A 12,848-nucleotide genomic window follows, 5' to 3' on the forward strand; every position below is an offset into this window, starting at 1 on the left:
GCAGCGATCTGGCACAACAACAAGACCGGCGCACCCGTCACCCGGTCACTGATCGCCTACGACCACTGACCGGGATATCGGAACTACTCGTCTAGCGTCTCGGTCGATGGCCGTTCCCGAATCGCTCTCCGTCGCGCAGGCCCGCCGCATCGCGCTGGCCGCGCAGGGTTTCACCGACCCCGTACCCGGTGGTGCCACCGATCTGCGGCACCTGCGCCGGGTGCTGCGCCGCCTGCACCTGATCCAGATGGACTCGGTCAACGTGCTCCAGCGGGCGCACTACATGCCGCTCTACAGCCGGCTGGGACCGTATGCTCCGGGCCTGCTGGAGCGGGCCGCCTACCGCGCGCCCCGCGAGCTCTTCGAGTTCTGGGGGCACGAGGCGTCGCTGATCACCGTCGACCTGCAACCGCTGTTCCGATGGCGGATGGAGCGGGCGAGGGACCACGCGTGGGGTGGCATGGTGCGCGTCGCTACCCAGCAGCCCGAGCTGGTCGAACGCGTGCTCGCCGACGTCCGCGACCGGGGGCCCCTCACGGCCGCCCAGATCGAGCACGACGTGCCCCGCACCAAGGACCACTGGGGGTGGAACTGGTCGGCGGTCAAGCAGGCCCTCGAGTGGCTGTTCTACACCGGGCAGGTGACCGCCGCCGAGCGCACGACGTCGTTCGCGCGGCGTTACGACCTGCCGGAGCGGGTGCTGCCCCGCCAGGTCCTGGAAGCGCCGACCCCGGCCCCGGAGGACGCGTTCCGGGCGCTGGTGGAGATGTCGGCGCGGGCGATGGGCGTGGCCGCGGAGGCCGAGCTGCGCGACTACTTCCGGCTCCCGGTCGCCGGCTTCCGGCGCGCGCTGGCCGAGCTGGTGGAGGACAAGGTCCTGCTCCCGGTCACGGTCAAGGGCTGGAAGAACCTCACCTACCTGCACCACGAGGCCCGGCTGCCGCGCTGGGTGCGCGCGGCGACGCTGGTGAGCCCGTTCGACCCGCTGATCTGGGAACGGGCCCGCACCGAGCGACTGTTCGACATGAACTACCGCATCGAGATCTACGTGCCCGCGGCCCAGCGGCTGTACGGCTACTACGTCCTGCCGTTCCTGCTCGGCGACCGGTTCGCCGCCCGCCTCGACCTCAAGGCAGACCGCAAGGCGGGGGTCCTGCAGATCCCGGCGGCGTGGCTCGAGCCGTCCGCCGACCCGGACGAGACGGCGGAGGCCCTGGTGGTGGAGCTGCGCAGGCTGGCGTCGTGGCTGGGGCTGTCGTCGATCGCGACGCCGGAGCGGGGAGACTTCGCGGGGGCGTTGACGGCGGCGCTCAAGGGGGCGTCGTGAGGGACCGGGCGGGTGTCGTGGCCGGTGTACCGTGGCGGCCATGAGCAGCGCGACCGAGCCGGTGGCTTCCGCACAGCCGGACGTGGCTTCCGCGGCCGGGTCTCCGGCTTTTGCGGCTTCCGCGGCCGGGTCTCCGGCTGCCATGGCTTCCGTGGCCGAGTCTCCCGTTTCCGCGGCCGGGTTTCCCGCTTCCGGTTTGCCGGCCGGGGTCGCGTGGGCGGGGTATCCGGCTTACCAGGAGCCGCAGCAGGACCGGGTCACCCGCTTCGTGCAGCGCAAATGGCGCAATTCGCCGATCTGGGTCGCGCCGGCCGCGATGCTCGTCTGCATGGCGGGCGCGGTCGGCTACACGCTGGCCACCCACCCCACCGAGGCGAACGCCGGCGCCGCCCCGAGCTGCCTGCTGAAGTACACGACCGGCTTCATCTGCCCCGGCTGCGGCGGCACCCGCGCGGCCTGGTTCCTCCTGCACGGCGACCTCCCGGCGGCGGCCCGCCACCACGCGCTGTTCGTGTTCGCGGTGCCGTTCCTGCTCTACATGTACGTCGCCTGGGCGGGGAAGCGCCTCTTCAACTGGAAGCTGCCGCAGCTCACGCTGTCGCCGGGGGTGATCGGAGCCTTCATCGCGGCGTGGGGGGTGTTCAGCGTCCTCCGCAATCTCCCGTGGGCCCCGTTCACCTCCTTCTACGTCTGACCCACCGTCTATCGGCCCACCGGGCCGACCAGCTCCGGGGCTGACCGCTCCGGGCCGGCCCGCGCCGGGTCGCTCGGTCCTGTGCCCACCGCCCCGGGCCGCGTCGCTCCGGGCCGCCCCGGCCCGCCTTGCTCTATGTCTGCTCCGGACCGGCCCCTTTCCGGGCCTGCCGGGCTGCCCCCTCGTCCTGCCTGGCCGCCTTCCCACCCGGCCGGGCGCCCCCTCCGACCGCATCGGCGACCGAGCCCCACGGCGCGGCGATGCGGCGTCCGATAAGTTGTTCGGTATGACGCACGACCCCGCGCGGCCCTTCGGCCGGTTGATCACGGCCATGGTGACCCCGTTCGCCGCGGACGGCTCGCTCGATGCCGACGGGGCCGCCGCGCTCGCCACCTACCTGGTCGACGAGCAGCGGCATGACGCGCTCGTCATCAGCGGGACCGGCGGTGAGTCACCGACGACCACCGATGCCGAGAAGGAGACGCTGCTGCGGGTCGTCACCGAGGCGGTGGGGAACCGGGCGCGGATCATCGCGGGGGTCGGCACGAACAACACCGCGCACACCGTCGAGCTGGCGCGGGCCGCCGAGAAGGCCGGCGCGCACGGGCTGCTCGTCGTCACGCCGTATTACAACAAGCCTCCGCAGGCCGGGCTGCTCCAGCATTTCACCACCGTCGCCGACGCGACCGGGCTGCCGGTGCTGCTCTACGACATTCCGCACCGGTCCGGCGTGCCGATCGCCACCGAGACCCTGGTGCGGCTCGCCGAGCACCCGAACATCGTCGGCGTCAAGGATGCGAAGGGTGACATCGCGGCCAGCTCCGACGTGCTGAGCCGCACGGACCTGGCGTACTACTCCGGCGAGGACGCGGCGATTCTCCCGCTGCTGTCGGTCGGGGCGGTCGGGGTCGTCGGCACCTCCACGCACTTCATCGGGGCGCCGACCAAGGACATGATCGAGGCGTACGAGCGCGGCGACGTCGCCGGCGCTCTCGCCCTGCACCGGCGGTTGCTGCCGTTGTACACCGGGATCTTCCGCACCCAGGGCACGATTCTCGTGAAGGCCGGCCTGCGCGCCCTGGGCCTGCCCTCGGGTCCGGTGCGATCGCCGCTGGTGGATGCCACCGAAGCGGAAGTGAACCAGCTGCGCCAGGACGCCCGAGCGGCCGGCGTAAACCTCTGACAACGGAAAGAAACACATGAGCCAAGCGCACGTCGAGCTGGATCCGCCCCCGCCGCTTCCGGAGGGCGCCCTGCGCGTCATACCGCTCGGTGGGCTCGGCGCGATCGGCCGCAACATGACGGTCTACGAGTACGACGGCAAGCTGCTGATCGTCGACTGCGGCGTCCTGTTCCCCGACGTGGAGCAGCCGGGCGTCGACCTCATCCTGCCCGACTTCGACCCGATCCGGGAGCGGCTGGAGGACATCCAGGCGATCGTCCTGACCCACGGGCACGAGGACCACATCGGCGCGGTGCCGTACCTGCTCGCCCTCAAGCCGGACATCCCGCTGGTCGGGTCGGAGTTCACGCTGGCGCTCGTCGAGGCGAAGCTGGCGGAGCGGCGGCTGGACCCGTACACGCTGACCGTGCGGGAGGGCGGCGTCGAGCGGCTCGGACCGTTCGAGTGCGAGTTCTTCGCGGTGAACCACTCCATCCCGGACGCGCTGGCGGTCGCCGTGCGTACGCCGGCCGGCCTGGTCCTGCACACCGGCGACTTCAAGATGGACCAGGTGCCGCTCGACGGCCGGATCACCGACCTCGCCGGGTTCGCGCGGCTCGGCGCCGAGGGCGTCGACCTGCTGCTGTCGGACTCGACGAACGCCGAGATCCCCGGCTTCGTGACGCCGGAGCGGGACATCGGCCCGGTGCTCAACTCGATCTTCGGCAAGGCGCGCGGCCGGATCATCGTGGCCAGCTTCGCCTCGCACGTGCACCGGGTGCAGCAGGTCATGGACGCCGCGTACGAGTACGAGCGCAAGGTCGCGCTGATCGGCCGCTCGATGGTGCGCAACATGGGCATCGCCCGCGACCTCGGGCTGCTGCGGATCCCCGACGGCCTGCTGGTCGGCCTGGACGAGGCGGCGAAGATGCCGCACGACGAGATCGTGTTCATGTCCACCGGTTCGCAGGGCGAGCCGATGAGCGCGCTGGGCCGGATGTCCACCGGCGACCACCGGCACATCACCATCGAGTCCGGCGACACCGTCGTGCTGGCCAGTTCGCTGGTGCCCGGCAACGAGACCTCCGTTTACCGGGTCATCAACCAGCTCGCCCGGGCCGGCGCCACGGTCGTGCACAAGGACACCGCCAAGGTGCACGTCTCCGGCCACGCGCCGGCGGGGGAGCTGCTCTACCTGCTCAACGTCGTACGCCCGAGCAATTTGATGCCCGTGCACGGCGAGTGGCGGCACCTGCGCGCCCACGCCCAGCTCGGCATCGAATCGGGCGTCGCGCCCGACCGGGTCGTCCTCTGCGAGGACGGCGACGTCGTGGACCTGGTCGAGGGTCACGCCCGGCACGTCGGCCGGGTCAAGAACCGTTACGTGTACGTGGACGGCCTCGCCGTCGGCGACGTGAGCGAGTCGCTGCTGACCGAGCGGCGCATCCTCGGCGACGGCGGCTTCATCTCCGCCACCGTGGTGATCGACTCGGTGACCGGCAAGGTGGTCGGCGAGCCGAGCGTCTCCGCGAAGGGCTTCTCCGAGGACCCGGAGGCGTTCAGTCCGGTGATCCCGTTGCTCACCGCCGCCCTGCACCGCTCGGCGGAGGAGGGGATCACCGACACGCACCAGTTGCAGCAGGTCGTCCGCCGTACGGTGGGCCGCTGGGTCAACGACGCGTACCGCCGCCGCCCGATGATCGTGCCCACCGTGGTTGAGGTTTGACCATTTTTTGAACTGTTCCGGGCTCGCCCTCGTATCGATGAGCACGGTGCCGCCCCCACGGCACCGAGATGCGAGGGGAGTACCGAATGCAGCGCAGAACGGTCGTCGCGATCGCGGCGACGGTGACGGCGGCGGGAGCAGCGGTGGCCTTCACCCTGCCGTCGATGGCGGGCACGACCCCGTCCCGGCGTACCGCCGTGCAGTCCGCGGACGGGGTGGCCCCCCAGCTGCTCGCCGCGATGAAGCGCGACCTCGGCCTCAGCGCCGACGAGGCCACGGCCCGGCTGCAGCGGGCGAAGTGGGCCAGCGGCGTGTCCACCCGGCTGCGTAGCGCCTCCGGCGACTCGTACGGCGGCGCCTGGCTCGGCAAGGACGGCATGACGCTGAACATCGCGATCACCGACGCGAGCCTCGCCGACGACGTCCGCGCCGCGGGTGCCCAGCCCCGCCTGGTGCAGCGCAGCGTGGCCCAGCTCGACCGGGCCAAGCAGGCGCTGGACGCGACCGCCACCAGGGCCGACCGTGACCTGCCCGGCTGGTACGTGGACGTGGCGGCGAACCAGGTCGTGGTGCAGGCGCTGCGGGGCGACGCCGACCACGCCAGGGAACTCGCCGACGACGCGGGCATCCCGGACTCCGCGGTCAAGGTCGTCACCGTGAAGGCGGCCCCGCGGCCCCTGGCGGACGTGATCGGCGCCCAGCCGTACTTCGTCAACATCGGTGGTGGTCAGGCCCGCTGCTCGATCGGCTTCGCGGTCGAGGGCGGCTTCGTCACCGCCGGCCACTGCGGCGCGGAGGGCACGCCGACCATCGACCTGGAGGGTGACGCGCAGGGCGAGGTCGCCGACTCGGTCTTCCCGGGCAACGCCGACTTGGGCTTCGTGCAGACCGGCGCGAACGTCGAGCTCCAGCCGTTCGTCGACGACTTCCGCGGCAACGCGCTGCCGGTCGGCGGCTCCATCGAGTCGCCCGTCGGCGCGGCGGTGTGCCGGTCCGGCTCCACCACCGGCACCTTCTGCGGGACGATCCTGGCGAAGAACCAGACGGTCAACTACCCGGAGGGCGAGGTCACCGGCCTCACCCGGACGAACGTCTGCGCCGAGGGCGGCGACTCGGGCGGCCCGTGGCTGTCGGGTGACCAGGCGCAGGGCGTCACGTCGGGCGGTTCCGGCGACTGCACGGTCGGCGGCGAGACGTTCTTCCAGCCGATCAACGAGATCCTCGACCGCAACAACCTGACGCTGCTCACCACCGGCACCGGGGGCGGCGGCGGCGGGGCGGTCCCGTCGGCCGGGGCGACCACCGCACCGCCCGTCGAGGCGGACGACCCGCCCGCGGACGACAACGGCCGGCAGGGTGGCGGCCACTTCCGCCGGGGGCACCGCAGCCACGGCTGACGCCCCCACTCCGAACGTGCTGCCCGCGTAGGTCATCCTCCGTCCTACGCGGGCAGCGCTCTGTCGCTAGCTTGGTAGCCGTGGGCTACTCACTGCTGATCGCCGCCGCCGTCGGGGCGCACTTCGCGTTCCTGGCGTTCGGCATCTTCGGCGGCTTCCTGGCGTGGCGGTGGCCGTGGCTGATCCGGCTGCAGGTGGTCGCCGCGCTGTGGCTGCTGATCATCGTCGTGGCCGGGTTGTACTGCCCGCTCACCTGGCTCGAGGACCGCGGCCGGGAAGGGCTCGGCAGGGCTCCGCTCGAGGGCGGCTTCCTCGACAACCACGTGGCCGGCGTGTTCTATCCGCACGGCTACGAGTGGGCCGCCCAGCTCGTGGTCGCCGTGCTGATCCTGATCTCGTGGACGGGCTTCGCGCTACTTCAGCGCCGCGACCGCCTCCGCAAGCTCGACGCCCGTGGCGATGCCGCAGATCATCACCTGGTCTAGCTGCTCGGGCGTGACGCCGTGCTCGAAGTCCGCGCCGACCTCGCCGACGATCCGTACCACCCCGTCGTCGTCGGTGTGCACGTACGCCTTCGGCCAGAGCCGGTCGTGGTTCCAGGCGTTGCAGAACGCGTACAGCTGGGGCACGTCGTCGGTGCTGAACTCCGGGTGCGTCAGCGCCCGGACCTGGAAGATCTCCTGGTTCTTGCCGAGCCGGAAGAAGTAGATGAGGCAGCCCTGCCAGTTGCCGCCGATGTCACCGTCGTCGTCGACGAAGTGGGCGAACTCGCGGGCGGTGAGGGCCGAGACGATCATGTCGTGGCTCAGCTGTTCCAGGGGCGCGGCCATGGTGATCATCCTAATCGGGGAAAAAGCGAAACCCGGTCACGGTGCGGCGCGCGGGCTCGCGGGCGTCCCGCCGTTACGGTAAGGGGCATGGCGGGCCGAACTCCTCCGGCGAGCCGGGGCCGTGCCGCGTCCAAGGGCGGCTCCGCGTCGGCGCGCGCCCGTCAGCCGGGACGCCAGCCGGTCCGCAAGGCCGCCGCCGCCCCCGCTCGCAAGACCACCGCGGCACGCAGCCGCGCCCGCAGCGCCACCCGCGCCCGGCCCAGCGTCGGCGCGGCCGTCGCCGGTGGCCTCGGCCGGGGCGTCAGCGCCCTCTGGATGGGCGTGGCGCACAGCGTCGGCTGGGCCGCCCGCGGCGTCGGCCGGCAGGCGGCCACCGCCAAGGAGATCGATCCCGAGCACCGCCGCGACGGTGCCGGCCTGCTCATGCTCGGCTTCGCCATCCTTGTCGGGGTCGCGGTCTGGGCGGGTTCCGCCGGTCCCGTCGGCACCTGGCTCGCCGACGCCGTCCGGCTCTTCTTCGGCGGCCTGGGCGTCCTGCTCCCGCTGCTTCTTCTGTACGGCGCCATCCGCTTCATGCGCAAGCCGGCCGACCCCGAGCACCGGGGCCGGACCGTGGTGGGGTGGAGCGCCCTGCTCATCGCCACGGCGAGCCTGCTGCACATCGGCCGCGACCCGGCCACCGACGTCGAGCTGACCAGCGCCGGCGGGCTCGTCGGGTACGGCGTGGGCGCGCTGCTCGAGCGGGCGGTCACCGGCTGGGTCGCCGTACCGTTGCTGATTTTGCTGTTCGTCTTCGGTCTGCTCGTCATCACCGCGACGCCGATCAACCGGATCCCGGAACGGCTCCTGCTCCTGGTCGACGTGCTGCTCGGCCGGTCGACGGCACGCGCGCCGCTGCCCGAGCCGGCCCTGCCCGAGGACGACGACGAGGCCGGGGAGGAGGAGCCGAAGCGCCGCCGGCCCGCCCGCCGCCGGCAGGGCTCGCTGGCCGACATCGGCCTGGCGCCCGACGAGGATCCGCCGGCCGAGGACGAGATCCTGCACGACACGGTCGCGGTGCCCCGGGGCGCCAAGCTCCCCACCGTACGCAAGCCGCCCGAGCCGCCGGACCACTCGCCGCTGCCGACCCGCGCCGAGCAGCTGGAGATCTCGTCGGTGCCGGGCGACTACCGCCTGCCTCCGCCGAACCTGCTCGGCAAGGGCACGCCGCCCAAGTCCCGCAGCCGCGCCAACGACGAGATCATGGCGGCGCTCACCGGCGTCTTCGACCAGTTCAACGTCGACGCACAGGTCACCGGCTTCACCCGCGGCCCGACGGTCACCCGCTACGAGGTCGAGGTCGGGTCGGGCGTCAAGGTCGAGCGGATCACCCAGCTCTCGCGCAACATCGCGTACGCGGTGAAGTCGCCGGACGTGCGCATCCTGTCGCCGATCCCGGGCAAGAGCGCGGTCGGCGTGGAGATCCCGAACACCGACCCGGAGAACGTCTCCCTCGGCGACGTGCTGCGGTCGCGGGCGGCCACGGCCGACCACCATCCGATGCTGGTCGCGCTCGGCAAGGACATCGAGGGCGGGTTCGTCGTCGCCAACCTCGCCAAGATGCCGCACATCCTCATCGCGGGCGCCACCGGTGCGGGCAAGTCGTCGTGCCTCAACTCGCTGCTGGTGTCGCTGCTCACCCGGGCCACCCCGGACGAGGTGCGGTTGCTGCTGGTCGACCCCAAGCGGGTGGAGATGACCGCGTACGAGGGCATCCCGCACCTGGTCACGCCGATCGTCACGAACCCGAAGAAGGCGGCGGACGCGCTCGAGTGGGTCGTCCGCGAGATGGACATGCGCTACGACGACCTCGCGGCCAACGGCGTACGGCACGTGGACGACTTCAACCGCAAGGTGCGCAGCGGGGAGATCACGGCGCCGCCGGGCAGCGAGCGGGTCATGAAGCCGTACCCGTACCTGCTGGTGATCGTCGACGAGCTGGCCGACCTGATGATGGTCGCGCCGCGCGACGTCGAGGACTCCGTGGTGCGCATCACCCAGCTCGCCCGTGCGGCCGGCATCCACCTGGTGCTCGCGACCCAGCGTCCCTCGGTCGACGTGGTGACCGGCCTGATCAAGGCCAACGTGCCGTCCCGGCTGGCGTTCGCCACCAGCTCGCTGGCCGACTCGCGGGTCATCCTGGACCAGCCCGGCGCGGAGAAGCTCCTCGGCCGCGGCGACGGCCTCTTCCTGCCGATGGGCGCCTCCAAGCCGATCCGCATCCAGGGCGCCTGGGTGGACGAGAAGGAGATCGCCGAGGTCGTCAAGTTCTGCAAGGACCAGCGCGAGCCGGAGTTCCGCGAGGACGTGACCACCCCGGTCGCGAACAAGAAGAAGGAGATCGACGAGGAGATCGGCGACGACCTGGACGTGCTGCTCCAGGCGATCGAGCTCGTGGTCACCTCGCAGTTCGGCTCCACCTCGATGCTCCAGCGCAAGCTGCGGGTCGGCTTCGCCAAGGCCGGCCGCCTGATGGACCTCATGGAGACGCGGGGCATCGTGGGGCCGTCGGAGGGGTCGAAGGCGCGCGAGGTGCTGGTGAAGCCGGACGAGCTGGAAGCGACCCTCGCGACTCTCCGCCTCGACGATTAGGCCGTTGTCCACAGGGAGCCGAGCGGGGGACGCTGGCGTCAGCGGGGCCCGGTAACCTTGGCGGAGTGTCCGTGACTCCTTCCCCCCGCCGCGTCGCTCTCCTCACCCTCGGCTGTGCCCGTAACGAGGTCGACTCCGAGGAGCTCGCCGCGCGCCTCGACGCCGGGGGGTGGCAGGTCAGCACGGACGCCGCGGGCGCCGACGTGGTGGTGGTCAACACCTGCGGCTTCGTCGAGAAGGCCAAGCAGGACTCCATCGAAACGCTGCTCGCCGCCGCCGACACCGGCGCCAAGGTGGTCGCCGCCGGCTGCATGGCCGAACGGTACGGGCGGGAGCTCGCCGAGAGCCTCCCCGAGGCACAGGCCGTGCTGGGCTTCGACGACTACACCGACATCGCCGCGCGGCTCGACGGCGTGCTGGCGGGGGAGAAGTTCGACGCGCACACCCCCCGCGACCGCCGGGAGCTGCTGCCGCTGACCCCCGTCCACCGGCAGGCCGCCAAGGTCGTCGTCCCCGGCCACGCCACCGTCGACGAGCACACCCCCGCCCACCTGCGCCCCGTGCTGCGCCGGCGGCTCGACACCGGGCCCGTGGCCAGCCTCAAGCTCGCCAGCGGGTGCGACCGCCGCTGCTCCTTCTGCGCCATCCCGGCCTTCCGCGGCGCCTTCGTCTCCCGCGACCCGCAGGAGCTGCTCGCCGAGGCGGAGTGGCTGGCCAAGACCGGCGTCCGCGAGCTGGTGCTGGTGAGCGAGAACAGCACGTCGTACGGCAAGGACCTCGGCGACCCGCGCGCCCTCGAGAAGCTGTTGCCGCAGCTCGCCGCCGTGGACGGGATCGTGCGGGTGCGCGCGAGCTACCTCCAGCCGGCCGAGACGCGCCCGGGCCTGGTCGAGGTCATCGCCACCACGCCGGGCGTCGCGGCGTACTACGACCTGTCCTTCCAGCACTCCAGCGAGCCGGTGCTGCGCCGCATGCGCCGTTTCGGCTCGACCGAGAAGTTCCTGGAGCTGCTCGCCTCGGCGCGGACCCTGGCCCCCGAGGCCGGCGCGCGCAGCAACTTCATCGTCGGCTTCCCCGGCGAGACCAGGCAGGACGTCGAGGAGCTCGTCCGCTTCCTCACCGAGGCCCGCCTCGACGCCATCGGCGTCTTCGACTACAGCGACGAGGACGGCACCGAGGCCGTGGGCCTGCCCGGCAAGGTCCGCGAGGACACCATCAAGCGCCGGTACGCCCGCATCAGCGACCTGGCCGACGAACTCTGCGCCCAGCGCGCCGAGGACCGCCTGGGCTCGCTGGTCGAAGTCATGATCGACACCGTCGACGCGGGCGAGATCGAGGGCCGCGCCGAGCACCAGGCCCCCGAGGTCGACGGCTCCACCACCCTGGTCGCCGGCGCCGGCGCCGAGGCCGTGGACCTCGCGGCCCTCCACCCGGGCGACCTCGTGCGAGCCCGCGTCACCGCCACCGAAGGCGTCGACCTGATCGCCGTCCCGATCGCCATGATCTCCGCAGCCCCCACGGCCCGCACGCCCTCCCCGGCGCCGACGGCAGCGCCATGACCACCCCGCGCCCCTCCGGCACCGCCGACGGCCGGGCCGTCGCCACGCGCGCCCTGGGTGTCGGCGGCGGCGCCGTGACCACCCCGCGCCTCTCCGGCCTCGCCGACGGCCGGGCCGTTGCCACCCGCGTCCTGGGTGTCGGCGGCGGCGCCGTGACCACCCCGCGCCTCTCCGGCCTCGCCGACGGCCGGGCCGTTGCCACCCGCGCCCTGGGTGCCGGCGGTGGCTATCGCGCCACCGCCCTCCGGGATCCGCGGGTTGCCGGTGGCGGTCGGGGCACGGCTGGTGTGATTTCGTACGGCGGGGGCCTCGGCGGTGGGGTTGGGCCGGGGTCATGACCGACGAGCCGGTGCCGGTCGCTGTCCCGCGGCGTGTGCCGATCAACAATCCGGCCAACCTGCTGACGGCCGTGCGGATCGTGCTCGTGCCCGTCTTCGTGGTGCTCGTCGCCGCGTCCGAGATGACCGAGTCGGCCTGGCGGATCGCGGCCTGCCTGACCTTCTGCGTGGCCTCGGCCACCGACTTCGCCGACGGGTGGATCGCCCGGCGCTACGAGCTTGTCACGTCGTTCGGCAAGGTGGCGGACCCCATCGCCGACAAGGCTCTGACGGGCAGCGCGCTGATTCTGCTGTCGGCGTACGAAAAATTGTCCTGGTGGGTAACGGGTTTGATCCTGCTGCGCGAGTGGGGCGTGACGGCGCTGCGGTTCTGGGTGATCCGCTACGGGATCATTCCGGCGAGCCGGGGCGGCAAACTCAAGACCGCCCTGCAGATCGCGGCGATCGCGTGGTTCCTGTGGCCCGTCCCCGAGCCGTTCGACCTGGTCGGCGTCGGCCTGATGGTGGCGGCGCTCATCGTGACCCTGGTCACCGGCGTGGACTACGTACTCCAGGCGACACGAATCCGGCGCAGCGCGGGCGCCGGCCTGCGAGCCCCCAGCGACACAGACGCCTGACGGCCGGGCATCCGGTGGCGGCGGTGTGCGGGTCGGCGAGCGAAAAGGCGAACCAGCCCACCACCGAGAACCTCAGCGCGAACCGCCACGCCGTCCGCGAATCGCCCACCGCGCCTTCGCAGGGCCGCCGCACCGCCGCGCCGCGTCCTCGGGATCAGCCGCACCGTCGCAACGCGCTTTCGCGGACCGCCGCACCGTGCCGCGTCGCACCGCCGCGCCTCCGCCGTGCCGCGTCGCACCGCCGTGCCGTGCCGCGTCGCACCGCCGTGCCGTGCCGCGTCGCACCGCCGTGCCGTGCCGCGTCGCACCGCCGTGCCGCGCCGCGTCGCACCGTGCCGCACCGTGCCGCGTCGCACCGTGCCGCACCGTGCCGCGTCGCACCGTGCCGCGCCGTGCCGTGCCGCGCCGTGCCGCGCCGCGCCGCGCCGCGTCGCACCGTGCCGCGCCGTGCCGCACCGCGCCGCGCCTTCGTCGCACCGTCGCGTCGTGCCCTTTCAGGCCTGCCGCGCTGTTTCCGGCGCGTGCTCTCGGTGGCGGCGCTTTCGGGGAACTCGTGCCGCGGCTGGT

11 protein-coding genes are annotated in these 12,848 nt (G+C 72.5%); 10 read left to right on the plus strand and 1 reads right to left on the minus strand.

Annotation, left to right across the window (positions count from 1 at the left end):
- The first annotated feature begins 106 nt into the window (after positions 1-106).
- The 6 genes from CLV70_RS25120 to CLV70_RS25145 all read left to right on the plus strand — a co-directional run bounded on the left by CLV70_RS25120 (position 107) and on the right by CLV70_RS25145 (position 6,791).
- Positions 107-1,327: a winged helix-turn-helix domain-containing protein gene (locus tag CLV70_RS25120; protein ID WP_106129070.1), complete on the plus strand. Its 1,221-nt coding sequence runs from the start codon at positions 107-109 to the stop codon at positions 1,325-1,327.
- Between the two features lie 40 nt (positions 1,328-1,367).
- Positions 1,368-2,021: a DUF2752 domain-containing protein gene (locus tag CLV70_RS25125; protein WP_425440217.1), complete on the plus strand. Its 654-nt coding sequence runs from the start codon at positions 1,368-1,370 to the stop codon at positions 2,019-2,021.
- A gap of 286 nt (positions 2,022-2,307) precedes the next feature.
- Positions 2,308-3,204, plus strand: a complete 897-nt coding sequence (gene dapA / locus CLV70_RS25130) for a 4-hydroxy-tetrahydrodipicolinate synthase (protein ID WP_106129072.1) — start codon at positions 2,308-2,310, stop codon at positions 3,202-3,204.
- 16 nt (positions 3,205-3,220) lie between these two features.
- Positions 3,221-4,909 carry a ribonuclease J gene (locus tag CLV70_RS25135; protein ID WP_106129073.1) on the plus strand — a complete coding sequence of 563 codons (1,689 nt, stop codon included), beginning with the start codon at positions 3,221-3,223 and terminating at the stop codon, positions 4,907-4,909.
- Between the two features lie 86 nt (positions 4,910-4,995).
- A complete protein-coding gene (locus tag CLV70_RS25140; RefSeq protein WP_106129074.1) occupies positions 4,996-6,306 on the plus strand; it encodes a S1 family peptidase in 1,311 nt (436 codons plus the stop codon).
- 80 nt (positions 6,307-6,386) lie between these two features.
- A complete protein-coding gene (locus CLV70_RS25145) occupies positions 6,387-6,791 on the plus strand; it encodes a DUF2784 domain-containing protein (protein ID WP_106129075.1) in 405 nt (134 codons plus the stop codon).
- On the opposite strand, the gene CLV70_RS25150 is transcribed toward CLV70_RS25145, so the two are convergent.
- Positions 6,720-7,136 carry a type III secretion system chaperone family protein gene (locus CLV70_RS25150; RefSeq protein ID WP_106129259.1) on the minus strand — a complete coding sequence of 139 codons (417 nt, stop codon included), beginning with the start codon at positions 7,134-7,136 and terminating at the stop codon, positions 6,720-6,722. The genes CLV70_RS25145 and CLV70_RS25150 overlap by 72 nt on opposite strands.
- Positions 7,137-7,223: 87 nt before the next feature.
- On the opposite strand from CLV70_RS25150, the gene CLV70_RS25155 reads away from it, so the two are divergent.
- The 4 genes from CLV70_RS25155 (at position 7,224) to pgsA (ending at position 12,281) form a co-directional block, all read left to right on the plus strand.
- A complete protein-coding gene (locus CLV70_RS25155; protein ID WP_106129076.1) occupies positions 7,224-9,767 on the plus strand; it encodes an FtsK/SpoIIIE family DNA translocase in 2,544 nt (847 codons plus the stop codon).
- 65 nt (positions 9,768-9,832) lie between these two features.
- Positions 9,833-11,326, plus strand: coding sequence for a 30S ribosomal protein S12 methylthiotransferase RimO (rimO, locus tag CLV70_RS25160; protein WP_106129077.1), 1,494 nt, complete (start codon positions 9,833-9,835; stop codon positions 11,324-11,326).
- Positions 11,323-11,664, plus strand: a complete 342-nt coding sequence (locus CLV70_RS25165; protein WP_106129078.1) for a hypothetical protein — start codon at positions 11,323-11,325, stop codon at positions 11,662-11,664. Before rimO ends, CLV70_RS25165 begins: the two co-directional genes overlap by 4 nt.
- Entirely contained in the window at positions 11,661-12,281 is a 621-nt protein-coding gene (gene pgsA, locus CLV70_RS25170) for a CDP-diacylglycerol--glycerol-3-phosphate 3-phosphatidyltransferase (protein WP_106129079.1), read from the plus strand. The genes CLV70_RS25165 and pgsA overlap by 4 nt, the downstream gene beginning before the upstream one ends.
- Positions 12,282-12,848: the final 567 nt, after the last annotated feature.

The sequence above is a fragment of the Pseudosporangium ferrugineum genome (assembly GCF_003002065.1).
Classification (GTDB): domain Bacteria; phylum Actinomycetota; class Actinomycetes; order Mycobacteriales; family Micromonosporaceae; genus Actinoplanes; species Actinoplanes ferrugineus_A.